General features: G+C 39.4%; 24 protein-coding genes and 4 pseudogenes. 25 read left to right on the top strand and 3 right to left on the bottom strand.

The window, feature by feature from the left end; all coding sequences use genetic code 11:
* Positions 1 to 183: 183 nt before the first annotated feature.
* A pseudogene (locus tag C7E02_RS14360) lies at positions 184 to 1,441 on the bottom strand (transposase).
* Between the two features lie 170 nt (positions 1,442 to 1,611).
* Here C7E02_RS14360 and C7E02_RS14355 point away from each other — a divergent pair.
* From C7E02_RS14355 to C7E02_RS14305, 10 genes and pseudogenes are all read left to right on the top strand, one after another.
* Positions 1,612 to 1,800 carry a UPF0175 family protein gene (locus C7E02_RS14355; RefSeq protein ID WP_105309940.1) on the top strand — a complete coding sequence of 63 codons (189 nt, stop codon included), beginning with the start codon at positions 1,612 to 1,614 and terminating at the stop codon, positions 1,798 to 1,800.
* A gap of 57 nt (positions 1,801 to 1,857) precedes the next feature.
* On the top strand, positions 1,858 to 2,457 hold the full coding sequence (locus tag C7E02_RS14350; RefSeq protein WP_242978993.1) for a type II toxin-antitoxin system PemK/MazF family toxin: 600 nt from the start codon (positions 1,858 to 1,860) through the stop codon (positions 2,455 to 2,457).
* 303 nt (positions 2,458 to 2,760) lie between these two features.
* Positions 2,761 to 2,850 (top strand): annotated as a pseudogene (locus tag C7E02_RS14345) (S-adenosylmethionine synthetase N-terminal domain-containing protein); the annotation flags it as partial.
* A pseudogene (locus C7E02_RS14340) lies at positions 2,850 to 3,260 on the top strand (tyrosine-type recombinase/integrase); the annotation flags it as partial. The pseudogenes C7E02_RS14345 and C7E02_RS14340, both read left to right, overlap by 1 nt.
* Positions 3,247 to 3,594 carry a DUF6262 family protein gene (locus C7E02_RS14335; RefSeq protein WP_005339859.1) on the top strand — a complete coding sequence of 116 codons (348 nt, stop codon included), beginning with the start codon at positions 3,247 to 3,249 and terminating at the stop codon, positions 3,592 to 3,594. The pseudogene C7E02_RS14340 and the gene C7E02_RS14335, both read left to right, overlap by 14 nt.
* A gap of 165 nt (positions 3,595 to 3,759) precedes the next feature.
* The gene (locus C7E02_RS14325) at positions 3,760 to 6,048 is read left to right on the top strand and encodes an AAA family ATPase (protein WP_105309939.1); all 2,289 of its coding nucleotides are present in this window, start codon (positions 3,760 to 3,762) and stop codon (positions 6,046 to 6,048) included.
* Between the two features lie 140 nt (positions 6,049 to 6,188).
* Positions 6,189 to 6,428: pseudogene (locus C7E02_RS19860) on the top strand (hypothetical protein); the annotation flags it as partial.
* On the top strand, positions 6,355 to 6,597 hold the full coding sequence (locus tag C7E02_RS14315) for a DUF1003 domain-containing protein (protein ID WP_242978893.1): 243 nt from the start codon (positions 6,355 to 6,357) through the stop codon (positions 6,595 to 6,597). The pseudogene C7E02_RS19860 and the gene C7E02_RS14315, both read left to right, overlap by 74 nt.
* A gap of 326 nt (positions 6,598 to 6,923) precedes the next feature.
* Positions 6,924 to 9,905: a lamin tail domain-containing protein gene (locus tag C7E02_RS20120; RefSeq protein ID WP_105309938.1), complete on the top strand. Its 2,982-nt coding sequence runs from the start codon at positions 6,924 to 6,926 to the stop codon at positions 9,903 to 9,905.
* 23 nt (positions 9,906 to 9,928) lie between these two features.
* Positions 9,929 to 10,171, top strand: a complete 243-nt coding sequence (locus tag C7E02_RS14305; RefSeq protein ID WP_242978891.1) for a hypothetical protein — start codon at positions 9,929 to 9,931, stop codon at positions 10,169 to 10,171.
* A 344-nt stretch (positions 10,172 to 10,515) separates the two neighbouring features.
* Here the strand turns inward: C7E02_RS14305 and C7E02_RS14300 are convergent, their stop codons facing one another.
* Positions 10,516 to 12,729 carry an FMN-binding protein gene (locus tag C7E02_RS14300; RefSeq protein ID WP_105309937.1) on the bottom strand — a complete coding sequence of 738 codons (2,214 nt, stop codon included), beginning with the start codon at positions 12,727 to 12,729 and terminating at the stop codon, positions 10,516 to 10,518.
* 805 nt (positions 12,730 to 13,534) lie between these two features.
* On the opposite strand from C7E02_RS14300, the gene C7E02_RS14295 reads away from it, so the two are divergent.
* The 14 genes from C7E02_RS14295 (at position 13,535) to C7E02_RS14225 (ending at position 24,032) form a co-directional block, all read left to right on the top strand.
* Entirely contained in the window at positions 13,535 to 13,909 is a 375-nt protein-coding gene (locus tag C7E02_RS14295) for a hypothetical protein (protein WP_105309936.1), read from the top strand.
* Positions 13,910 to 14,110: 201 nt separating this feature from the next.
* On the top strand, positions 14,111 to 14,437 hold the full coding sequence (locus tag C7E02_RS14290; RefSeq protein WP_158683055.1) for an EAL domain-containing protein: 327 nt from the start codon (positions 14,111 to 14,113) through the stop codon (positions 14,435 to 14,437).
* A gap of 514 nt (positions 14,438 to 14,951) precedes the next feature.
* A complete protein-coding gene (locus tag C7E02_RS14285; protein ID WP_242978889.1) occupies positions 14,952 to 15,248 on the top strand; it encodes a hypothetical protein in 297 nt (98 codons plus the stop codon).
* Between the two features lie 329 nt (positions 15,249 to 15,577).
* Positions 15,578 to 15,790 (top strand): DUF6219 family protein, encoded by a 213-nt coding sequence (locus C7E02_RS14280; protein ID WP_005339871.1) that lies wholly within the window; start codon positions 15,578 to 15,580, stop codon positions 15,788 to 15,790.
* Between the two features lie 3 nt (positions 15,791 to 15,793).
* Positions 15,794 to 16,249, top strand: a complete 456-nt coding sequence (gene bcp, locus C7E02_RS14275) for a thioredoxin-dependent thiol peroxidase (RefSeq protein ID WP_005339872.1) — start codon at positions 15,794 to 15,796, stop codon at positions 16,247 to 16,249.
* Positions 16,249 to 16,821, top strand: coding sequence for a YaaA family protein (locus C7E02_RS14270; RefSeq protein ID WP_105309934.1), 573 nt, complete (start codon positions 16,249 to 16,251; stop codon positions 16,819 to 16,821). The genes bcp and C7E02_RS14270 overlap by 1 nt, the downstream gene beginning before the upstream one ends.
* A gap of 163 nt (positions 16,822 to 16,984) precedes the next feature.
* Positions 16,985 to 17,143: a rubredoxin gene (locus C7E02_RS14265; RefSeq protein WP_055055545.1), complete on the top strand. Its 159-nt coding sequence runs from the start codon at positions 16,985 to 16,987 to the stop codon at positions 17,141 to 17,143.
* Positions 17,144 to 17,622: 479 nt separating this feature from the next.
* A complete protein-coding gene (locus tag C7E02_RS14255) occupies positions 17,623 to 18,282 on the top strand; it encodes a response regulator transcription factor (RefSeq protein ID WP_105309933.1) in 660 nt (219 codons plus the stop codon).
* Positions 18,279 to 19,700 (top strand): sensor histidine kinase, encoded by a 1,422-nt coding sequence (locus tag C7E02_RS14250; RefSeq protein ID WP_005339876.1) that lies wholly within the window; start codon positions 18,279 to 18,281, stop codon positions 19,698 to 19,700. Before C7E02_RS14255 ends, C7E02_RS14250 begins: the two co-directional genes overlap by 4 nt.
* Positions 19,681 to 20,556, top strand: coding sequence for a hypothetical protein (locus tag C7E02_RS14245; RefSeq protein ID WP_005339878.1), 876 nt, complete (start codon positions 19,681 to 19,683; stop codon positions 20,554 to 20,556). The genes C7E02_RS14250 and C7E02_RS14245 overlap by 20 nt, the downstream gene beginning before the upstream one ends.
* A 150-nt stretch (positions 20,557 to 20,706) precedes the next feature.
* On the top strand, positions 20,707 to 21,627 hold the full coding sequence (locus C7E02_RS14240) for a C39 family peptidase (protein WP_105309932.1): 921 nt from the start codon (positions 20,707 to 20,709) through the stop codon (positions 21,625 to 21,627).
* A 336-nt stretch (positions 21,628 to 21,963) separates the two neighbouring features.
* Entirely contained in the window at positions 21,964 to 22,491 is a 528-nt protein-coding gene (locus tag C7E02_RS14235) for a sigma factor-like helix-turn-helix DNA-binding protein (RefSeq protein ID WP_203226973.1), read from the top strand.
* 190 nt (positions 22,492 to 22,681) lie between these two features.
* Complete coding sequence (locus tag C7E02_RS14230; protein WP_105309930.1) at positions 22,682 to 22,876, top strand: hypothetical protein; 195 nt, start codon at positions 22,682 to 22,684, stop codon at positions 22,874 to 22,876.
* A 139-nt stretch (positions 22,877 to 23,015) separates the two neighbouring features.
* Complete coding sequence (locus C7E02_RS14225) at positions 23,016 to 24,032, top strand: recombinase family protein (protein ID WP_105309929.1); 1,017 nt, start codon at positions 23,016 to 23,018, stop codon at positions 24,030 to 24,032.
* A 68-nt stretch (positions 24,033 to 24,100) separates the two neighbouring features.
* Here the strand turns inward: C7E02_RS14225 and C7E02_RS14220 are convergent, their stop codons facing one another.
* Complete coding sequence (locus C7E02_RS14220; RefSeq protein ID WP_005339884.1) at positions 24,101 to 24,352, bottom strand: helix-turn-helix domain-containing protein; 252 nt, start codon at positions 24,350 to 24,352, stop codon at positions 24,101 to 24,103.
* Positions 24,353 to 24,720: 368 nt separating this feature from the next.
* Between C7E02_RS14220 and C7E02_RS14215 the strand changes: the two genes are divergently transcribed.
* Positions 24,721 to 25,710: a LacI family DNA-binding transcriptional regulator gene (locus C7E02_RS14215; RefSeq protein ID WP_022278841.1), complete on the top strand. Its 990-nt coding sequence runs from the start codon at positions 24,721 to 24,723 to the stop codon at positions 25,708 to 25,710.
* Positions 25,711 to 25,712: the final 2 nt, after the last annotated feature.

The following is a 25,712-nucleotide window of genomic DNA, read 5'->3' as shown; positions in this document are numbered from 1 at the left end:
ACAAATAATAGGTAATTGCGAAACAAGTTCGCAATCCTGATTAAAAAGCGGTAAGAATCCTGCAACGCAGGATTCTTAAGATGAAAAGTAGGTGCTTCTGAATTTAGACATGACTAAAAGACTTCCCAGATAAACTGCGAAGAAAAGATTATATGCATATTAATAATCAGGCAATCAAAGGCTTCAAACTTCGAATGTATTGGTACTGATGAATCTTATCAGCGACAAGCACAGTAACGAGCTGGGTGATTCCAGCAAGAAGTAAATCAGCATGAAGCGTTTTCTCATTCTGGGTCTTACGATCCGCAATGCAGAAACTATCTTTGAAATGGTTGATTGACTTTTCAACATTTACACGGATCTTGTAAGTATCCTCCCATTCCTGTGAGCCGCGTTCTACACCAGGATAGGCACGAAGGTTCTTTTCAGGATAAATGTAGATCATTCGTCCGCAGGAAGAAGATGTACATGGATTGTCACAATGACATACGCGACGTTTTGACTTGTTGGCAGGATGGTATTCCCATTTCATTTTTGGACATACAAACTTCATGGTAGGAAGTTTGCTCCGCAAATGGGATCTGCTTCCTTCACGCCGCATCGGAAGTGATGGATCGTGAGGACAGCAGGGAATACCGTTTTCATTGACAGTATAGTCGGTTCCTTCCACAGAAAGCTTTGTTTTTAAGGGGATAAATGCTTTTTGAAAGCCAATTTCTTCAAAGAGGGATTTGTAAATGTTAATGGCATCAAACGCAGCATCTCCAAGCCCGTTCGTAATAATGCCAAATTTATAGGCGTAACAGAAATGTCCATTGATGTACATCTGCTGGATTGCCTGATTGGAAGCCGCATGAGTTGGCATAGAGCCATAAGCAGCTTTATAAGGATCATAGGAATCATCAAGGTTATGGGATTTCTTGAAAGCCTTTAGCTGCTTGATAATACGGTTGGCATATTTGGGGTTATTTTCTGTAACCCATGCTTCAATGCCAGAGGTATCGAAGATTGTCATGGAAGCAAGGGCAGGATCAAGATTTTGGCAGATCGGTTCAGTCAGATCAACAAGATGATCGAACATAGATTGTAAGTCCGATAAAAAATCCTGTTTGAAACGTGTAAATTTGGAACCATCCGGAACAACATCAAAACCGCAGAAATCACGCAGTTCCTGGGAATATTTCAGAAATACGATCAGGAGTGTGTCCATCTGGATTGAGAAAATACGCTGGATAAGAAGTGCCTTAAGCATTGGATAAAGCTGATGTTTGCGAGGTCTTCCGGTACTGGCGTAAAAATGAGAAATAAAAGAAACAGGAACAATTTCATCAAGGTTAATGGCTTCATCAAGAAGCGAAAGGAACTGATATTTGTCGTTGTCAAATTTATGCTGACAGTCTTCAAAAATTTCTGCCAAAGTGAGCTGTTTATATGTTATCATGTAGGCATATCTCCTTTAGGTGGATTGGTTAATTAGTTTCTGGGCAATTCTATTTTACCATAAACCTTGAGGAGATATTTTATTTTAACAACAAAAAAATGCCGTATTTATGCGGCTATAGGTGTTTCGCAAACGCCTAGAAACCGAATAAAGGTGAAAGGGGGAAGAGCATGCAGGTTGTCATCGAGATACCCAAAGAAGTATTGTACGATACAAAGCAAACAATAGAACAAGCAACAGACTTTGCAAAAAGATCAACTGCATTGGGATTTTATAAAGAGTATGGAGTATCTGTGGAATTGTGTTCTCGGATTGTTGGTATCACAGAGGAAGAATTTCTGTCAGAAGTGAAACATTAATCTGTATGATAGCCAAAGCCGATATGTGAAATACAGAAGCATTTGTTCTTGACAAGGGTGTCAGAAGCGATTACACTATGCCTAGTGATCGCACTACGGAAACTTGCGAAGCCCGTAGTCCGGGGAGACTCCTACGGGGGTCTTTTCGTTATTAAGGATTATAATATTGCCAGTTGGACAAAGGATAAAGTAAATTACAATCGGATATCAAAATTTAATACGAATAAGCACAGACAGGTTTTACATGGACAAATATGGTTTTGTGATTTGGGCTATAACGTAGGAACGGAAAAGAATAAAATGCGTCCGGTATTGGTGATGTCTAATAATAAAATCAATAATTCCGAAAAAGTGGTAGTGGTATGTATTACCGATGCAAAAGGAAAGGTGAATGCACGATGTCTACCAATTCAGGATTCATGGTTTTTGTTATATTCTGATACAGAAGATGAAGAAAAACAAGTGATTCCGGGAAGAACGATACCAGCGTCTATGCATACTTATGAATTTTTGGATAAAGACAGTATGATTCAATGTGAAGAGATACGTGCAGTTAGTAAGTCAAGGCTGGATGCGAACCGTGGATGTATTGGTACTTTAACACCGGAAGATTTTAATCTTGTAAAAGGAAAATTCAAAAGAGCATACAACTTGTAAAAATGTGACTGCTAAAAATTTGTTGACAAAGAGAAGGCAGTTGCATATAATAAAGAAGAACAGAGATACTATGATTAAGTCCCACACTTGAGCAATCAAGATACAGTGGGTGCTTTATAAATGTTTAAACGAAGCCGTAGGACCGCAAGGTATAGCTTCTGGAGGCTCCCCAGTTTTATCTGGGGAGTTTTTCTTTGGAAAAATTTGTGATAACAGAAAAATAGAGACAAAACATCAGGCAGGATATGTTCCCGTAAAAAGGAAGGTATCCTGCCTTTTTTGCATGAAAGAGAGGAAATTCATATGAGAAAATTTTATACAGCAGAAGCAGTAACAGAAGGACACCCAGACAAAGAGGGCGATCAGATTGCAGATGCAATCCTGGATGTGTGTTGGAACTACTGATCGAAAAAGCAATTGAGTACACCGAGAAAATGTATGGAGATACGATTTACATTTTTGTAGATGAGAAAAATACCCGAAAACCTTTGCAGTATTATACCGTTCAAAATAGAGTGATGGACATCATTCAGAAAAAAGACCTGCGGGATGATAACGGCGAATTATTCAGCTTTGGAACGCATATGTTCCGCCATGTATATGGCATCCGACTAACAGAGATGCATCTGGATGATTGGACCATCGCAAAACTACTGGGGCATACGTCGGTAAAGAATGTGAAATTTTACCGAAAGATGAGTCTTCAGATCATTGCAGATGAAACAAGAGAAATCAGAGCAGAGATGAGCCGGATGATCCGGGCGAACCTAGCAGGATGGGGGAAAGAGTATGAGCAAATATGATAAGATGCTGGAGGTCAATCATAAGCAGAGTGTGGAAAAAATCCAGCGGGCAAAATTGGCAATTCATGAGATGATTGAAGAAGAGGATAAAGTGACCGTTCCCAAACTGATGCAAAAGACCGGACTGTCCAGAGGATTTTTTTATAAGAACCCGGAAGTGCGAAAGGCAGTAGATCGTGCCTTGCAGCTGCAGGCTGGCATGGTAGATAAGAGAAGAAAGATTTTAGATATGGCAATTGACAACCGTATCCTGCAATTAGAACAGCAGGTGGCAAAATTAAAAAGAGAGATAAAGTTCCATTTTTTAATCCAATCTTTCCAAAGGCAGTCATGAATGACTTTGATGAAATGGTAAAACAAAAGATAGATGGAATACGGAAACAAAAACAGAATGTTGAAATGCTAAATGATATGTTTATAAGATCAATAGAAGAAGCATCTTTTAATGTAGAAGTATTGTCCGATATGATATATCAAAAATTTTTGGAGGAGTAATTGGATGGGGTACACATTTAAGAGCCTATGTATTAGAAATTTTAAGTATATTACAAATAATAAACCTTTAAAATTTGATTTTATGAATAGTAATATTGTGATTTTAGATGGTCAAAATGGATATGGTAAAACTACATTATTTGATGCTATTGAAGTTTTGGTGACTGGGAAAATAAAGCATTTTAACCCTAGTTTACAAAATAGGAAGACGGAAACATTAGGAACACTGGCAAATGATGTAAATAAGGATATAGTTATTTCGGCAATTTTATCATCTGATTTTTCAGATGAAATACATGTAGAAAGAAAACTTTTATGTAAAAATGAATTTCAGAGTATTATCACACTTAATAGTCAAGAAATTAGTCAAGAAGAATTGTATGATAAATTTCATTTGAATTCCAATATGTTTGATATAGGGACATATATTTCTCAAAGTGAATCTTTGGACTTCTTACAAAATAAGTATAAAAATAGAAAAGATTCTGTATCTTCTCTTTTAGATGACACCGAGATAACTGATAAAATTCAAATGCTGAAATCGGTTCAAGAACATATTTTTGGAAGAGTAGAAAAAGAAATTAGGGATAAAGAAAAACAAATAGATGTAGTAAGTCAAAGAGTAAATGAGATAAAACGTCAGACAGATCACATTGTTATGAATGCAGAACTGCCAGGGGAAAATATACGATTATTTGACGAAGTTGAATATGAATTTGATGTCATAAAATTAGACCAGGGAGTTACATATGAAACCATTATTCAGCAGCTTAAACAAATTGAAGGGTTTATAGAAAACTATGAAGAATACCTTCGATATAAAGTTAATGCTATCATAAGGGAATTGAAAGCATCACCGAAACGGTTATATATGGCATTGTTTTATCGACAGGAGATTGAATTACTTAATAAAAAAGGAAGTCTCATAAAAGAGTTAAATAAGAGCAAAGAATTATTGACGAATTATAGCAATAATGTCTGGTCAGTAGATGAAACATTGTTCAATAAGATTAAAATAAAAGCAGAAATTATAGCACAAATAAAAACATTATTATTGAACCAGAAAAAAGAACAAAGTCAATTGGATGATGCTGATAAGGTTTTGGCACAGATGACAAAGGCACGAAGGGGACTTATTAAAGAATTCTATAACGCTGCGGAGTCTGGAAAGTTTGATAAAAACAAATGCCCATTGTGTGGAACGGATTTTACGGATATAGATTTAGCTATTATAGAAACAGAACAATTTATAAAAAGTATTCATACAGATGGGATAAAAATAATAGAAGATATTGAGACACAAATAACAAATTTATTTCAAAAAGAAATTATTCCTGTGTTGAAAGTGTTTCTTGAGGAAAATAAAGTACTAATAAAAATGGATGATACTTTATCAGGATGTAAGGATCTAGCGGTGGAGAAATTACAGCAGTTGTTGGATAAGGTAAAAATATCAGAGTTTAAATCTCAAGGAATAGAAAAATTTGATATTGAAGAATTTTCTCAACAATATGAAAACTTATTGAAAGAACTTCAAGAAAAGGAAGTTCCAAATAAAATTATTTTTCAAGAAAAGCAGATTGAATTGTATAAATCCATTCACAATACCTATTATCATAATGAAAAACCGTATCACACAGTGGGAGAGTTACAAAGCAAGGAACAATATGTTGCGAAGTTATTTAATGATAATCTTTCTCTGCAGCTTTCTACGGAAGAGGCCCGACTAAGAAAACTAAAAAGAGATTATGAGGAATACAAAAAGAAAACAGAGGATATGACAGATGCAATAAAAGTATTGGTTGGTAAATATGAAGATGCGAATAAAGAATATCAAACACAGCTGCTTAATGCGATTAAAATTCCTTTAATGGTGTATAGTGGAAGGATTATACAAAATTATCCGCTGGGTTTGGGAATTAGAGCAATCATTAAAACTAATCAGTTAGTATTTGAAGCAGCTTCTAAGAGCGGAAGTGATGTTTATAATATTTTGAGTACAGGACAATTGAATGGTCTTTCAATTGCACTTTTACTTTCAATAAAAAATGTGTATGGTGATACGAAGGGGTTAGACATTTTACTGATAGATGATCCACTTCAAACAATTGACGATATTAGTGCAATTTCGCTTGCGGATCTGTTGACACAGCAGGGAATAGGACAAATTGTATTGTCTACACATGAGGAGGCAAAAGCAGCATTGCTGCGATATAAATTTAAACATGCAGGAATGAGTGTTCGGGAACAGAACATGCAAGCACTCTACATGAAAACAGTAACAGAAGAATAGAAAGAGAGAGGAAAGCTAGTAGTGAAGGGGGGAGACTTTACTCCTAGCTCTTCTTATGGAAAATAACACACAGCACACCAGTGTGTATTCCGTTAAAGTTCCTATTTTCAAGGCATAAGGGGATAGGGGTACAGTTTACTGATGAACCGACAGGAGCTTTGGCCTCAAAAGCTTCCAGGTTGTTACTGGAAACAATGGCTGACATCAATAAGAAAATGCAGGCAACTATTTTGATGGTAACACATGACCCGTTTAGTGCGTCTTTCTGTGAACATATTCTGTTCTTGAAAGACGGTAAGATATTCAATGAAATCTTCAGAGGAGAAAAAAGCAGAAAAAGAAAAGTATATGCTGGGACAACGTGCGGCAGATGCCATTGAAAAGTTCGCCGAAAACTGGGTATTTATTTTTCTGTTCACCGGTGGACGGGTGTTGTGGATGGTTATAAATACGCTTCTGTCTGTACGGACGTTCGATCCGTATTCGCTTATTTTGCTGAATCTTGTATTGCCCTGTATCGCGGCAATCCAGGCTCCGTTGATTAGATGATGCGCCAGAACCGTCAGGAGTAAAAGGATTGCCGCAGAGCTGAAAAATGATTATAGCGCTAAAGAAGAAAGAAAATATTAAAGCTCACATTCTTATAAAACAATCTGACTAAAGATTGATATCACCGGTCAGATTGTTTTTGCATTTGTAATCGGTAAAGTAGTTACCTGTCTGATAACTTTTTGAAGAAGCATTGAATGAATTACGGATGGGACAGAATTGACAGATATTTTACACGTAATTGGTTGTGGATTTTACATTATCCCTCTAACATTATAATAAATGGATTATAGACTATTTTAGATTCGTTTACGAGGAGGATAATTATGAAACGAGCAGTAAGAATGCTATGTACATTTCTGTCAGCGACCATGCTGGTACCCTTGCAGGTGTTGGGGGCAGATGCTGTATCGAAACCACAGGTAGAGCAACCATCCATTGTCATCAATGAAGTAGAATCGGATGCGCCGAATAAAGGCAACGACTGGGTGGAGATTACCAACATTGGTACAGAAGCGGTGGATATCTCTGGCTGGTATCTGACCGATGACAAGGGGGAGGAACGGAAAACAGAGGGCAAAACTACTCCTCTGGCAAAGGGAACCATTCTAGAACCCGGCGCATTTCTGGTTCTGGAAGAAACGAAAAACTTTGATTTCGGTTTTGGAAAGGTGGATACGGCAATTCTGTATGATGCTGCCAGCACGGAAATTGACAGCTATGCCTATACTAGCGTAGCAGCCGGCACATGGTCACGGCAGACCGATGGCAATTTTTCTGATGCAGAATCTACGCCCGGAACAGCAAATGCAGCGCCGACTGCGCCGGAACCGTCCAAGCCAGAACAGACTGAGCCTTCAGCCAAACCATCACTGGTGCTTAACGAAATCAATTCCAGCCCCGACGATTGGATAGAACTGATGAATACCGGCGCAGAAACGCTGGATATTTCCGGATTCGAACTGCGGGATAATTCCGATGATCACCGTTGGCGTTTTCCAGATGGGAGCACAATTGCTGCAGGCAAACTAATGGTAGTGGATGCCAAGAGTAATGGACTGGTTTATGATGACCAGACAAAAAGTTTTGCAGATGGTACATTTGAAGAGGCAATTGGCATCGGCTCCGGTGATTCTATCCGATTGTACGATAAAGGCGGAAAATTGCTGGATGAGTACAGCTGGACGGAACACGCATCCTATGATGGTGACCCGGCTAAAGCATCTTACGGACGTTATCCCGATGGCACGGGTGAGTTTCGCCTGACCCAGGAGACAAAAGGAACAGCCAATGCATATTATGCTCCAACCGTTGTGATTAACGAGGTCGAGTCCAATGGTGACACAACCGATTGGGTGGAAATCATGAACATTGGCACTCAGGCAGTAGATATTTCCGGATGGTATCTGCTGGACAACGATCCGGTAGGACACAAAGGGGATGTTACCCCGGTGGCAGATGGAACGACACTGGAACCCAGTGCTCTCTATGTGTTTGATCAGAACAAAGATTTTACCTTCGGACTTGGTAAGGACGATAAAGCTGTGATTTACGATGCCGGTGGAAGCATCGTCGCCGAATATGCATGGAAAGCCCACGCAAACGGCGTCTATGCCCGTATCCCGGATGGTACCGGCGAATTTCAGGATTTTGCCACAGCCACTAAGAACAAGAAGAATAAAGTCATGAACCCTGTGGTCATCAATGAAGTACAGTCCAATGACCCAAGCGGCGGTCCAGACTGGGTGGAGCTGGCCAATCCCACAGCTGATGAGTTGAGCATTTCCGGTCTTGTGCTGAAGGATAATAAGGATAAGGATCCCTACACCATTCCAGAAGGAACAACCATTCCAGCAAACGGATATCTTGTAATTTATCAGGATGACAGCGGAGCGACAGGCTTCGGTTTTGGCCTCGGCAAGGGAGATTCCGTCCGTCTGTTTGAGGACGGGGAACAAATTGCCGCAACGACCTGGCCAGATGGTAGTCATACGAACCCAACATGGGGTCTGTATCCTGATGTCAATGGCAACAGTTATCGGAACACGCTGGAGGCTACCCCTGGTGCAGCAAACAAGTTTGCCGGCATCCCGGATGTCATTGCATGGCCTGGCAGCGATCAAGTACGTATCTTTGACACAACGCCTATTTTCCTGGAGGACTCCTCCGGCCTGGATTTTGCCAATGGAAAGCTTTATGCGGTGGACAACGGCACCGCGACCTTCTGGGTAATGGATGTAGCCAAAGACGGAACATTGACCTTTGCTGACGGCTTTGAGCAAGGTAAGCGTGTCTGTTTCCAGAAAGATAGCGATAACGAAAAGGCAAAAGGACCTGATGCAGAGGGTATCACGGTGGATGGCAGTGGCATGGTTTATCTTGCCTCCGAGCGTGATAATAGTAGCAAAGGTGTGAACTATGATACGATTCTGATGGTCAACCCAAGTGAAAGCGGTACACGCCTTGTTGCACGGAAGCAGTGGGACCTGACTGCAACGCTTCCACAGGTTTCTGCCAATATGGGCGTCGAGGCGGTGGAATGGGTTGCCAATTCAGATGTAAATGGAAAACTGATTGACCAGAATACCGGCAGTGCCTTTGACGCAGCCAAGTATCCAAATGCTGTTGCAGGCGGCGTGTTCTTTGTAGCGTTGGAGGATAACGGTCATGTATATGCTTATATTCTAAATGAAGATGAAACCGTTGTGCAGATAGCGGACATTGATTCTAAATTAGGAGGCGCCATGGCGCTGGATTATGACACATATGAGAAGAAGCTTTGGGTAGCGGCGGATGACGGCTATGGCAACCGTATGGCACAGATCACGCTGAACGGCACGGAAAATCCGGAAATTGTCCATGTTTTACCTGCAGCCGGCGTAGATACTACTGCAAATAACGAAGGCTTTGCGATTGCTGACGCATCGTACACGGTAAATGGGCAGCGTCCCGCATATCGCTTCTGCGATGGTGTGACCAGCGGTGCACTCACAATTGGTTCCATCAATTGTAGATATTGCGGAACGGAACAGCCGGATCCAAGCGAACCGATAGACCCAGGCAAACCTGATAATCCAAAGCCAAGCGAACCGACGCGGCCGAGCACTCCAACTGAAAAGCCGACAACGCCATCAAAGAGACCCGCTGTTCCATCTGCAGGTACGAGCGTGTCTACAGAAAAGACGACAAATGTGCCAAAAACAGGTGACAGCAGTACAATGGGAGTTTTGATTACCCTTGCAGTCTTGTCTGTTGCTGTATGTTTTGCCACGCTTTTGATTCTTCGGAATCAAAAGAAGAAGCACTAAATGCCCAACATTAAAGGAAACTGATGACAGACAGAGATTATGCAATTAAATCAATGAAAGAAATTACTTTCCAGATGGCAAGCCATGCACAGGATTATCTGGAAGTTACAATCGAAAGACATTATACTGATATTAAAGAACTGATGACAAGCTATCAGAAATTGATTTTAGAAAATCAGATTGTGTTAGAAGAACTGGATATGGAGTGCCAGGAGAAGATCAATGAAGAAGCAGGCACTTGGATATTTAGGGTTTTACTTTTATGAGATCATGGTACCGCAGGCAAAGGATAAAAGATTTAAACCATCACTGGGCGTTGAGGAAGAGTAGGTGAGTAATATGAGATACGAAGATTCGATGAAAGGTATAGCTGATCAGATAATCTAAGAACAGCAGCGAGCCAGTAAAATTAAAAACAATCCAGAGGAGTTCCACTGGTATGACGAATATGCAACGTTGAATTTCTTTCAGTTTATCCGCAAAAATATCGAAGACTTAGCTATTTCTGAGCAATTGGGATAATCAGTAATCGGAGAATTTAAGAAAAGATAAACAGTATTCCCTAGATGAGAAAGATAAAATACTATCGGTCTCATCTAGGGATATTTTATTATGGCATATACTTATTTTTTTTGTGCCTGATAACAACAATCATTATCAATCCTGCAGACAAAATTATACCACAGATTGGAAGGAAGATTTTTGCAGTGTCTCCAGTTTTCACTGTTTTGGACGTACCTTTTAATGATTTGCCTTCGATTGTTTTGGGTGAAGTGTTTTTTGTATCTGATAAGCTTTTATCTGTACCTGTTAATATATCATTGGTGTTAGGTGTATTTCCCGAGCTGTTTAGCTTTTTATATGCCTCTTCAGCAGTGGTTAATACATCTACATTACTTACCATTGCTTTTTGAGTATCAGATAATGCGTCGTATGCAGTTCTGGCTGCTTTGATTATATCACCAGAATCTTTTGTTACTGTTCCTATTGCATCAATTTTCTTTTCTACTTCTGTAGCAGCGATCTTATCTGTTTTGGAATTTTCTTCTTCTTTCTTTAGTTCGGATAATTTTGCCTCTGCTTGTGTAAGAAGTTCATAATTTGATACTTTGGTTTTCTGATCTTCAGATAATGCATCGTATCCCGTTCTTGCTTCTTGAATTGCATTTTCCTTTTCGAGAGTCACATCGCCGATTGCATCAATCTGTTCTATAACTTTCTTATACTGTAAAGCACTTTCAGGTACCAGTTCACATACTGGCTGTTTATATACAATAGTTGCCTTTGCACTTCCTAAATCTGCGTAATTAGAATTTGTTCCAACATACCATTTCTTTAATGAATTTATATTTACGCCATATCTTGTGATATCTACTGGATAGTTTTTAAAGGAAGCGTTCAAGTCATCTGCTGTTTCCTTAAGTCCTGAAAATTCAAATCCTTCCAGATTATCACTTAAACCACCCGCATAAGTGAAACCGTCATCATTTAAGGAAGCTGCATCCTGTGTTCCTACAGGTGCTGGTGGAGTTATCGATTCACCACCTATTGACATTCCAGTTTCTTTATCATATTTTGAATCATATGCTTTACCAGTTGTAGTAATCCATCCAGATATCATGCCGGCATACTTAGATTCATTGCGCGTAGACAGTGAACCTGATGCATAGCAACTAGAAACAGTTCCTTTATTAATGGCAACCAAATTACTGATTATTGGTGTTACCGAATTATTTCCGTCTGTACCACCTCCAACACTTTCAATTGATAATGAATTTGCAATTAATCCCTGGTCTAATACTCCAGCAATTCCAGCTGCAGCTGCAATCTTATCTTGATCTGATACATAGCATGATACAATGACGTCACTTTTACAGTTAATTACGGCACCTTTTTTCTGCCAACCAACAATTCCGCCTACATAGTTATCTCCGTTATCAGATTCATGATAGATTGATCCGGAAACATAACAATTATCAATGACTGCTCCATGCAAATTTCCTTTATCGTCGTAACCGTTCATACCTCCGGCGATACTTCCAATGATTCCGTTTCCATTACGCCCTTCAGATTCAATATCGATACCAGTAATCTTCAGATTTTTAATTTGTGCATCTTTATTTAATATACCAAAAAAACCAACATAGGTATTTTTTCCTGTAATCATATAAGAATTACTATACGATCCTATTTTCATACCGATAATTGAATGATTTTGTCCATTAAAGTCTCCATTAAATGCACAGTTATTTCCACCAATTGGTTCCCAGGAGATATTTGAAATATTTACATCAGAATCCAGAACTATGTATTTTCCACTGTAGTCATTATCTGCAGTTACTGATTTTGCAAATTTTTGTAGCTGGTCTGTCGTATGGATAATGTATGGATCATCCTGCGTCCCATTTCCAGATTCAAATATTTTATTTTTATCTTCCGTTGCTTTACTTGCTGATATTTCAAGTGCCTGATTTACAGCATCTTTAATCCCATTGGAACTATCGGTTGCACCGGATATGGTGTCTACAGCTGTATCACCTTTATTTATAATGTTATTGTACATATCAGGAACTGCCATCTCCCAATATTCAGGTGTTTCATTATGCTGTTTTGTTTTAATGTCAACTATTTTCCCATTCGCAATTGTTACATCCAGGACAATTGTATCTACATGTCCTTTTCCTGATCCTTCAAATGTTCCATCTGCATATTGTGTTTCTTCTGCGTTTACAGATATTGGTACAGACATTATCAGCATTGCTGACGATAATGCAAAAGCAGCACTTTTCATAATTGCGTACTTCACTTTTTCCTTTAAGTGCATAATAATTTTCCTCCATCAATTCATTTGTGTAGATCCATAAAATTATGTATCTTTTTTAAATTTGATTTAATTAAATCATATATATCATCCCCCATCTGTATAGTGATTCAGTTATCAAGATTGATAAAGTTTGTTATAACTAACTTGAACTTTATTATAAATCATTTATCTACATTTGTCTATACGACAGAAGATATAAAATATACACAAAATACCCTTCTTATTATTTGTAAATAGTGTTTGCTGAATAAAAAATGTCCGCTTAAAGCCATCGGTTTTTCTGAGTTTTCGCTACAAATCTGGTATAATAAAGTGAACGGTTTAAACAAATATTGGATTTTTTCGTGCAGTTTTCAGGTAAAACTTGCATTAAGGAATCTAGCACCTGGTAATGTAGAAATCTATTCAGAATCCCGCATATCAGTAATTAAAGTGGTAAATTCACGAACTTCAGAGAGAGTAGGTTTACCCAATAGATCGGTTAGGATGGATGAAATAATATGCTGTACTCAAGGACAAAACATTTACGTTAAAACGGGGTGCAAATCCTAAAAGGTACAATCAAATTTAATCCTGCCAATAGCTATAGTAAAAAGAAAGCTGGAAGAAAGAAAATTGAAAGACAAAAGTCTCAGACTATGAGACAAAAGAAGAAAGAATTATGGTAGAATGTGGGTAACTGGAAAATCAGACAGTTACCTCTTGTGGTGTGACAGATATGAGTGACAGGAGACTGAACGAAAATTCAGTGCATAGACATTACCGCAAAGAAACAATGAAGATCAGAAAACTAGGAGGTGGAATAATGAAAAAATGGAGCGTGATGCTGGCGGTACTTGTTATGTTCTGTCTGGCGGGATGCGGGGAAAAGCCGATGACAGCAGTGTATTTTCATACAGATGATAACAGCTGGTATTTTGCGGATCTGGACACGGACACGATTTTCTCTGGAACGATACCGGATAAGCTTACGGATGAGAATGGAAAGAAGCTGACAGAGGAAGATATGACAGACGGAGATGTTTACCTGATCTATGGAGATGGTATCATGCTGCAAAGCTTCCCGGGACAGTATCCGGGAATCACAAAGATGGTACGGAAAGAACAGGGCAATCAGGAAAAGGCAGATCATTACCGGAAGGAGCTGCCTTCCTTGATGCGTCCGGTGACCGGTGAGTGATAAAAAAGCTTTTTTAGAAAAATATTAAAAGAAAATATATATATTCATTTCTTCTATGTTTTGATAAACTATATATTAAGACCACTGAAAAGAATAAATTTTAATTGCTTTGTTGAACAGATTGGTATTTACAAAAATATAGATAAGAATCTTTCAATAACTACCATATGTGATTATGCATCTATGGCGGCAGAAACGGTTATGGAGGATTATAATCATGACTATGCGTATTATACAGATGAACTGGCGCAGAAGAGACTTTATAATCAAATGATAGAAAACGATTTTATAGATGCTTATGTTTTTCGACAGGTGTGCAGATTACAAAAAAGGGTACTTGCTGAAGGTGTTGAAACAACAGAACAACTAGATGTATTACGAAAAATAAAGTGTGATGAGATACAGGGATTTTATTATGCACGATCAATGCCAGAAGCTCAGTTTATAGCATATGTGAGAAAAAGCGGTAACCACAAGAAACTTTGGCAAAGAGACACCGAAAATACGACATACAAAATGCAAAAGTAGATAAGAATGTTATAACATTCGTTATTGGCATTATCTTCATCGTAACAGCAGATACAGGCTTAATTACAAGTTATTATCCTGCTTTGATTGCAGGCATAATCATTAGTTGCTTTGCGGGAGTGTTCCTTGCTATCTACTTATATGCTTGGCATAAGCAATCTAAGTGAGATATGTTAATTCCGGTTTGTAGAATTCAAAAATTTAATATGAAATGTGCGATAGAGCGTATGGAAATAGTCTATACGTTCTATTTTTTGCCTTTTTAAGAAAAATGATTAAGTAACTGGTTCTGTAAAACTGTAAAACCGGAACCAGAATTATCTGGATCCTAGACCGCACATAAAGCATACGTATCACAAGGGACCGACTACTATCGGAGGTAATCACATATGACAAACCAGGGTACAATAGATAAAGAAAGAACGAAAGAAAGGAACACTTAATGGAGACCAATCGGCATTGAAAGAAGTAATAGATTATGCAGTAGGACAGTTAGAAGGGAATGAATGGAAATATGAAGAGAAGTATCATTGCAGTGATCTCAGGAGCAGTGATCTTGATAATTGCGGCAAAAAGTATTTATATGAAATCTGAATCCAGTCATAAGAAAGGTGAACCGGATGTAGTTGGAACATTTTCCATAAATCGGGATGAAAATATAACCGTGGTCGCTAACCGGGAAAATATTGAAGATAGAGAAGTGTTTGCAAGAGAACTTTTGCAGATGTACAAGGATAATTCTTTTCATTCGACAAAATTTTCCACAGACCATGGATATGCGACGAGCCTTGATATGTACATTTATTTATGAAAAGAGAATATTGAAGAGAGAGAGTCGGTAATGACAGCCGAATATAGGCCTATAGAATACGGAAAGGACTATGACGTTGTCAATAATCCTGATAAATTTCAACTATATATAGATGGACGAGAGATGGAGTAAGAATTTCCTGTAGGCAAACCTTTTATCAGATTTTCAAAGAAAGATTAAAGAATAACAACACATAGTTTTTAATCACCCTCTGATATTCTGAAAAATCTCGTCTGAAAAATTTTATAGGAAAGATCTATTATAAAATTGACATAGGAATGCGGTAGAGTATAATTACAATTGAATACACTGAAAAATGGAGGAATCACATGAAAGCACATAAATATTGGTCAGCAGGAGCATTAATCACAATGTTTGGGACTTTTTACACTGGATATAAAAAGCTAAAGACAAGTCACAAATACTTTGCTTTGAGTTCTATGCTATGTATGATAATGGCGATATATACAGGTCATAAAATGATCGCCGGGAATAGAAAAGAAAAGGCGAAAAAAGAGAAAGTTATAGAGAAGGAGGAATAAATAATGCTGGAAGTAGGAAGTAAGGCGCCTGATTTTGAGTTGCCAGATCAAAATGGGAAAACACATAGATTATCGGATTATACAGGGAAAAAAGTAATATTATATTTCTATCCCAAGGATAATACTGCAGGATGTACGAAACAGGCATGTGGCTTTTCCGAGCGATACCCTCAGTTTACTGAAAAAGGTGCAGTTATTCTTGGAGTCAGTAAGGATTCTGTACTCTCGCATAAGAGATTTGAGGAAAAATATGGATTGGCATTTACACTTTTAGCAGATCCAGAGCGGAAAGTTATTGAAGCTTATGATGTATGGAAAGAAAAGAAAAATTATGGTAAAGTCTCTATGGGAGTGGTAAGAACTACATATCTTATCAATGAACAGGGAGTTATCATTAAAGCCAATGATAAAGTCAAAGCAGCAGATGATCCTGAAAATATGCTGAAGGAATTAGATTAATGAAGATAATATTATCCCCTGCTAAAAAGATGATTACAGATACTGACAGCATAACACCAGATGGATTGCCTGAATTTATTGATAAAACAACAGAGATACAAAAGTGGTTGAAAAGTAAGTCAAAAGAAGAGTTGAAGACTATTTGGAAATGTAATGACAAAATTGCAGAACAGAACTTCAATAGATTGGAAAACATGGATCTTTACCATTTACTTACTCCAGCTGTTTTATTATATGAAGGAATTGCTTTTCAATATATGGCTCCTTCCGTGTTTGAGGACAGTCAGTTCGAGTATGTACAAAACCATTTGAGAATATTATCTGCGTTTTATGGTGTCTTAAAACCAAGGGATGGTGTAACACCTTATCGTTTGGAAATGCAGGCGAAGGTTGGAATAGGAGAAACAAAAAATCTGTATGAGTACTGGGGAGATTTGTTCATAGCTGAAAACAGTATTGAAAATCCGGAGGATATTAAGGGATTTAAAAGACTTGGTTATGCGTTCAGACCGGATTTATCATCAGAAATTGAATATATTTTTGAACGCAAAATAGAAACAATGACTCGTTAAAAATAGACTTATTTTGAGGACTGATTTAATAATAATAGTAATTATTATTGTAAATATTATTGACATTACTCAGACAACAATATATAATTCTTATCAGGAGTAATTCCTATAGATATAACAGTAAAAAGCTATTTATTAACAATTTTACAAGGAGGAATCAATCATGAAATACGTATGTGATGTTTGTGGATGGGAATATGATGAAGAGAAAGGTTATCCTGAAGGAGGTATTGCACCAGGAACAAAGTGGGAGGATGTTCCGGAAGATTTCGAATGTCCATTATGTAATGTTGGAAAAGATCAGTTTTCAGAAGTTGAATAGAAGTGTAATATTTTCCCAAGTATGGATAGGTAAGAAAAAAACCTGTTGCTGAGTCAACAGGTTTTTTTATGCATAAAGATTGCCTACGGTAATCTTTTGAATGATAATTAATATGCTGAAGCTGCTGGAACAACTGTTCTGAACGGAGTGTAAAACCATTTGACCGGATATGCCTTTTCGCCCTATAATATTGATCGTGATATAAACAGAAAAACAAAAGTTATCATGCATATGGGATATATGGAAGGAAACAAGGAAGATTGTACAGAAATGTGCGGTTATTATGAATGTGAAGATTGTAGTGAAAGATTTATGTCTTTGCAGATTGGTCCAATAATAATTGTCTGTTCCTCCTGTGGAGAAGCACAGGATATGGATTCATGCCAAATGCTTCAGCTCTGCATTTTTTACAAGTCTGACACATCTTTATGATACAATAGGCACATGACAGATAAAGAAAAGGATAGAAGAGGAGAAAAATGACATCTATATTAATCATAGAAGATGATACTCAGATCAGCCGTCTGATCAATTCCACGCTGACGGTCGAAGGATATCACTGTGAAAGTGCGCTGGATGGACAGGAGGGGGCAGACCGTATTGAGGAAAAACGATATGATCTGATTCTTCTAGATTTGATGTTGCCAAAGATCAGTGGCTACGAGCTTTTGGACTATATTGTATCTACAGGTACACCGGTGATTATCATTTCAGCTATGGGACAGGTTAAAGACCGTATCCGGGGGCTGCGCATGGGAGCGGACGATTATTTAAGTAAACCCTTCCAGATTGGTGAGCTCCTGGCCCGGGTAGAGACGGTGCTGCGCCGGACAAAGCAGATCCAGGACAAGATTACAATCGGGGATGTGACGATTGATCCGGTGTCACGACTGGTATTTAAGTGTGGGAAACAGGTAGATCTGACGGTGAAAGAATTTGACCTTCTGATAGAGCTTGTACGCAATAAAAATGTAGCTTTGAGCCGTGCCAGGCTGTATGAGGCTGTCTGGGAGGAGGAGTATAGCGGTGAGACAAGAACACTTGACTCCCATATTCAAAGACTGCGAAAAAAATTGGATTGGAATGACCGGATTGTGACGGTTTTCCGCATTGGATACCGGCTGGAGGTTCATAAGTGAAATTTTTCTATAAGATTTTTTTAAGTATGCTGTTTGTATTGACGGTATCGTTAGCCACAGTAGAGTATCTGACGGTTTCCCACAGTCTGGAGCATGCCCTGCAAAGAGAAGAAAATACAGCATTTTCACAGCACCAGATGGTGAAATATTCGATCCAGACGGTGCTGCTTAACATTACCGACAGCTATACGAGGGCAGATATGGTGGAGATTGCCCGGTCTGCAGAAGTACCGCTTGGCACACAGAGTGGGCTGTATTTTGCTACGGAAAACAAAGAGAAAAGTGGCAGTGATGCCGTATATTACAATTCCTGCAAAAGCGACCCATCCCAAAAGAGTGTGGAGGATGGAAAGATTCTGTATGAGATTGTAACAAAGGCGGGAAACCGACATCTGCAGGTCAGAAGCAGTTTTTCTTTAAAAGACAGCAGTTATGTGCTGGTGACAGAAAAAAACGTGGAAGAACTGTTCCAGGATACTGAAAAACTGTACAAACGCTGTAAATTTTTTTACTGGTGTATTCTCGGTGCGGGATCACTTCTAGTGCTGTTTTTGACGCTGACGATCACCAGACCTCTTGGAAAGTTGCGCAATACAACTAGAAAGTTTGCCGCCGGAGAATACGGTGTGCGGGCAAAGACCGGCAGCCGAGACGAAGTAGGCGAACTGGCAAAGACTTTTAACTATATGGCAAAGACCATAGAAAAAAAGATTGCGGAGCTGGAGGATGCGGCCAGACGGCAGGAGGATTTTACAGCCAATTTTGCCCATGAGCTAAAAACACCGATGACATCGATTATCGGTTATGCAGACACGCTGTACCAGAAAACGTTGCCGCCGGAAGATGTGCATCAGCTGGCGGGAATCATTATGAATGAAGGTATGCGGCTGGAAGCTCTTTCATTTAAACTGATGGAACTGGTCACGTTGTCGCGGTCAGATTTTCAGCTGGAAGAGGCACGGATTGATGAAGTCATGGCAGATGCGGTGGAGACTATCACGCCGGCAGCAGAAAAACGAAAGGTCCAGATAAAACTGCAGACAGAAGAAGCATGGGTGCGTTTAGAATACGATCTTTTCAAAACGCTTTTATTAAATCTGATGGATAATGCCTTAAAATCCGGTACAGATGTTGTGTTTGTACAAGGCAGCTGTGAGAACGAGCAGTACAAAATCACGATCACCGACCGTGGACGTGGCATTCCTACGGAAGATCTTGAAAAGATCACAGAGGCTTTTTATATGGTAGATAAATCCAGGTCACGTAAAGAACATGGTGCAGGTCTGGGACTGGCGTTGTCTGTAAAAATTGCACAGTTGCACCATACCAAGCTTTCCTATAGGAGTCAACCGGATCAGGGAACCAGTGTGATATTAGTGTTGCAGAAGGAGACGGACGATGAAGAAGAGACTGATTAAAGTTTTGTATGCTTGGCTGACACTGATAATGGCACTTTTGATCGCGTTGACCGGCACCTTTGTACCGGAGTTTATGCTGGATGTAAAAGCGGATCGTCTGGCAACGCAGACGGGTAAGGTAGAAAATGGGGATGTATCGCCATATACCTATACGATGGACACGGAGAAAAGACTGCCAAAACTGGCGGCATTTGCGGAGCAGATGAGTATGTTTGAGAAAGAAAGGTACTTAGGAATCCGGGATCCGCTGGATACGGAATTGTCTGCGACCCAAGTGCAGGCGAAAGTCATAAAGTTTATAGAAGTCTATGCATCCAGGCTGGAAGATATGGGGATTGACCTTAGTGAGGCAGAATATATATCTCCAAACATGGCTACAGATGCACCGAGTGCAGGAACAGCTGACGTGGGATGGACAGCGGATGCAGATACCGCGCCTGTGATCGATGAGGACATGGAATTTCTAGTGTCACCGGATGACCAGCAGTTGTCCTTATGGTTTTGTTATGCACATCTGGACCTGTGCGATCTGCAGATCGCAGTGGATGCATTGACGGGAATGCCAGTTTTCATCACTTACAGTACATGGAGGATAAGCCCGGATGAAACGTGGTGTGAGGCTGTGGCGGATACTTACACGAAGCTGTATGGCGAAAGTATGCAGTTTAGATCTCCCAATGTGCTGGAAGAGATGCATATCGGGCAGAACCTGCTTAGTATGAGTGGGGAGTCCTGGTATGGTTTTACCTGTGATACGAAAGATCAGTTGCTGCATCTGGAATTACAATGTTACTATGATGAAAGACAGGTAAAGATGAAGGATGGCTATTTTGAAGTGTATATCTGGCTGTATTAAATACAGTGAAATGTGATGCAGAGAAATTTGGCGTTGCAAGATAGATGGCAATGCATTAGGATGATTTGACAACTTTGACACATCTTTGTGACAGGATGGCGAAAACCTCCTGCTATACTGTGACTATGCAGTACAGCAGGAGGTTTTTTGATGAAAGAATCAATGACAGAAGCAAGAAAAAGACAGATATATAGACGCAGAAAACGAAGAAAACGGAAAAAACGCTTGAAAATCTGTGCCTGTATACTGATGCTACTCTTTCTTGGCGTTGGAGTGGTTCGAAGTGCAATGTCACTCATCGGTATATGGAAGAATGGTCAGAATGAGATGATAGAACAGACCTATAGCGGTCAGGGAGGCACTGCGCAGAACGCAGCAGACAAAACAAAGGATAAGGAAGGAGGATTCTTCAATAGAAATATGACAGAGCAGGACAAGCTGCAGAAAATCGAGAAAAGTGACGAATATCCGGAACGGCTTAAAGAAATGGCGAAAAAAAACAGTGAGACGATCGATTTTGTATACGATTATCTGGAAATGAAAGACAAAAAGCAGAAAATCAATCTGTCAAAAGAAGTAAAAGCCGATACGGTGCCACTTTTGATGCAGTGGGATGAGCGCTGGGGGTACGAACAGTACAGTGGAGGTCTTCTTGGCTATACAGGCTGTGGTCCGACAAATTTGGCGATGGTAGTCTTATATCTGACGGGGGATAAGACGGTGAACCCAGCAACTGTAGCTGAATATGCGGAAAGTGCCGGCTACAGTATCCCTGACTCTGGAAGCAGTTGGACACTGATCAGTGAAGGATGTGAGCATTACGGCGTTCATGCAACAGAAGTACCGATGGATGAAGACAGGATTAAATCAAAGCTGGATGAGGGCTGCCCGATCATCGTCAATGTGGGTCCCGGAGACTTTACGGATTCCGGTCATTTTATGACGCTCACAGGATATGACAGTGAAGGTTTTACAATCAATGATCCCAACAGCCGGACTAACAGTGAGAAACACTGGACGTATGCACAGCTGCATGGTCAGGTTCGGAATCTTTGGGCCATGTATATATAGAGAACCGTATTAGAGGGAAAAGAAATTTTTACTGACACGCTATTTTGTTATTGGTGCAGGTATGATGTAGAAAATCAGTATGTTGGATGTTATTAGGCTAATATCTGAAAATGATTATGCTGATGAAAGAAGGCATAGATAACTGAATACAAGAAAGAGACAGAAGCCTCAGTAGTTAAGAAAAACTACTGGGGCTTTTTTCGTGCCTGAATTTATCAGCCAATAACTGCGGGTGTGTCCCGGCAGGATGAAGGCGGAGCAGGCATGATTCTAAACAAAGGTCCTCCTTCCGAATTTGAAACGAACAACAAGATTTTAAATTCAGGAGGAACGGACATGTATATTGAACACCCATATTTTTATGAAGGAAAGTATTACGCAAATATTGATGGAGAAATGATTGAGATTACAAAAGAGGTTGCGTATGCGATGAACAATTTTTACAGAAGCAGCAAGGCAAAAAAAGTTGAGATTAAGGACGAACTGGGTGAGGTCGTGAATAAGATGCTGAGAGAAGTACCTTACAGCGGTCAGTCCATTGATGGAGAAGGCTTCATGATAGAGGATTTTCCAGATCTGAACTGTGATGTGGAGCATTGTGTACTGACAAAAATGGAACAGCAGGATATTCACAAAGTGATCAATCAGCTGAATTCAGAGGAACGCATGATTATTTATGGCATTTTCTTTGAAAACAAGACCCAGACACAGATGGCAGAGATCATGGGTATTTCCAGACAGATGCTGTCATACAAGCTGAAATCCACTCTTAATAAGATGCGTGAAATGTATATGAATAAATTTTTTAAAAAAATTTTTCAAAATCTTTTGCATCTGCCAAAGTTATTTGACTTTAGTAATTAGAGGAAGTTAAAGGACTTCCTAAAATGAACCATGATAACTGAATATCCAATAATAACTGACGTGACATTTCATGCAGAGAGCACGAGGAAGATGCCGCTATAGGATTATAAGACAAAACAAAGATTTTTAGTTCCGTCCATAATGCTGCGAAAAAGCACTGACCGAAGCCAGCTGGCAGGCTGGTGATGCGATGATATGTATGAGATGCGATACACTTGCAGAACCTGAGAAGTCTGTAACTGGTAAAACTATGAACTGCCAGAGCCTGGAAACGGATTTTGATGATGTGGATCTGAAGGAATTGAAGGATATCCGAAAAATAAGGTTTGCAAACAAGGGAGTATCTTTTGAAGATGCATTTGAGAAACTTTTGCTTTCTGTATAAAAAGTGATGGTAAAATCTGAAGAGTTATGTTAATGTGGAGACGAGGAATTCAGGACTCCTCATTCATATCAGGACAAAATCGACTCACCCTCTGGATTTTACCAATGTTGATGGAAAGGTAAAACTAAGGAGGATGAAGATGAATCAAATTAACAATTCAAAGAAAATCTATCATGCAGCCATTTACGTTCGTTTATCGAAAGAAGATGGCGATGTTGCTACTGCTGGAAAGCGTGAAAGCAACAGTATCTCAAATCAGAAAAATCTGATAAAAAATTTCCTAAAAGATAAAAAGGATATAGTTGTTGTATCAGAACGGGTGGATGACGGTTACAGCGGTTCTAATTTTGAACGTCCTGCATTTCAGATGATGCTAGAAGATATCAAAAAAGGAATTGTGGATTGTGTCGTTGTAAAAGACCTTTTCCGTTTTGGCCGTGAGTATATTGATGCCGGAAAATATATCGAAAGATTATTTCCGGCACTTGGCGTGCGATTTATTGCGGTCAATGATCATTATGACAACCTGGAAGGAAAAAGTCAGGCAGACGAAATCGTGATTCCCTTCAAGAATCTCATTAACGATGCATATTGCCGCGACATTTCTATCAAAATAAGAAGCCAGAAAGATTCAGATAATAAAAACAAACTGGTGATAGATGTATATGCAGCAGGTATCGTCAAAGAAATTTACCGCATGAAATTATCAGGTATGAGACAGACAGCAATTGCCAATGCATGGAACAAACAGGGTGTTCTTTCACCAATGGAATACAAGCACAGTCTTGGAATAAGGATTCAGGATAATTTTAAAACACACGAACAGGCAGAATGGAGCACCATGTCGGTAAAAAGAATCCTTGGAAATGAAGTATACACTGGAACTCTGGTGCAGAGATTATTAGGGATAGATACAAGGACTTCTCCGAACGAGGAAAAGGTATATCCGCTATCTGGACTTGTGGGTTGTGGAGACTGTGGGGCAATGATGATCAAACGGGATGTTCCGGCAGGAGGAAAGGTATATGCTTATGCCTGCTGGACAGCTATGGTGCTGGATTTTCTGCCGTACAAGCAGCCGTTGAAGCCGCGAAAGGAAAAACTGGGCATTCTTGAAAATATTTTAATCATACAGGGAAGGCGACAAGAAAATTAGAAGTGTGAGATATACGATTTTTGAAAGTGGATATGATAGGAAAGAAAAGTAATGCGAAGCCACTCGCATTACTTTTCTTTTCCATCAATGAGATATTCATAAGATATTTCGAAAACTTCAGAAAATGCTTTGATTTCAACATCAGTAACAAAGCGCTTATTTGTTTCAATTCTTGTAATTACATTTTTGTCCATATCATAGCCGCGCAGTTGAAGCTGATGGGCAAGCATCCGCTGGGACATATGGTTTTTCTCACGAAGCTCGATGAGTCTTTTACTGATTAAGTTCTTTTCTCCGGTGGCTGTCTTTGGTTTTGGCATATAAATGCTCCTCTCTTTTGTAATTGAAAAATGAGATTGTCTCATTTTTTGCTCTATTCATTGATTTTACAGTTGAGGTAAGAATAAAACGGTTGTAAAAGTGAGACGGCATGGACGTTCTTGGATTTTATGACTAGTGTGTTATAGTAAAATTAATTAAAAAAAGGAGTATGCTTATGCAGGTGTCAGATAAATTAATTACCCACTGGCGGAAGCGATTGAAGAATATGGGACTTCTAGGTATCAGGAAAAATTACTTTCATCAATAATCTCTTGACAAATCCCTTTGAAATCACGTATCCTCATAGTATAAAAGCGCTTTCATAAGAGCTTGGTATGCAATGCAAAGCAGTGAAAAGAGGAAAAAGATGAATATATATGATATAGCAAAAGAAGCCGGAGTTTCTATATCAACAGTTTCTCGTGTTATGAATAACAAAGGGAATGTGAATGCTGCTACAAGAAAAAAAGTAGAAGCAATATTGGACAAGCATGATTATACGCCCAGTGCGATTGCGCGTGGTATGGTAAGTAAAACAATGAAGACGGTTGCAGTACTGACTGTGGATATCCGCGTGCCGCATTATGCGAGAACTGTTTATACAATTGAACGGGAGTTTAGCCACAGAGGGTACGAGGTCGCAATCTGTAATACGGGTGGTGAGTTGGAAGAGACAGCCAAGTATTTAAAGACAATGCTTGAGAAAAAAGTAGACGGAATCGTACTGGTCGGTTCAATTTTTAATACACTTTGCAAAAAAGATGAAATTGGAAATATGATCAAGAATACACCGGTAGTGCTTGCGAATGGAAAACTGGAACTGCCGAATTCCTATTCTGTCTTAGTTGATGACCGGTATGGCGTTTCTCTGGCAGTGGAACATCTGCTAAAAAGAGGGCACCTTGATATGTACTATCTAAAGGATATGGATACGGTCAGTGCCAGGTTAAAAAGTGAAGGGTTTATAAAAGCATTGGAAAGTCACGGTGTGAGTGACGCGAAGCAATATGTGATCGATACGGACAGAAGTATCGGTGGAGGAATCGAAGCGGTTGAAAAACTGATTGCCGAGAATAAGAAATTTACAGCCATTGTCTGTGGAGAAGACATTACAGCAACGGGAGCGGTGAAAGCGGCATTGCGTGCCGGACTTCGAGTACCGGAAGATGTAGCGGTTACCGGGTACAATAATTCAGAATATGCAAGAATCTGTGAACCACGTCTTACGACTATTGACAATAAGCCGGAGATGGTTGCGATGATGAGCGTGCAGCTCCTTACAAGTTTGATTGAACAGACGGATGTGTACTCTTCCTGTGTGATCCAGCCGGAATTGGTGGAAGGAAAGACAACATAAGC

It is taken from the genome of Dorea sp. Marseille-P4042 (assembly GCF_900290215.1).
Classification (GTDB): Bacteria; Bacillota; Clostridia; order Lachnospirales; family Lachnospiraceae; genus Dorea; species Dorea formicigenerans.
Note: the sequence above shows the minus strand (reverse complement) of the source record. Positions and strands in the feature narration are given on the sequence as shown.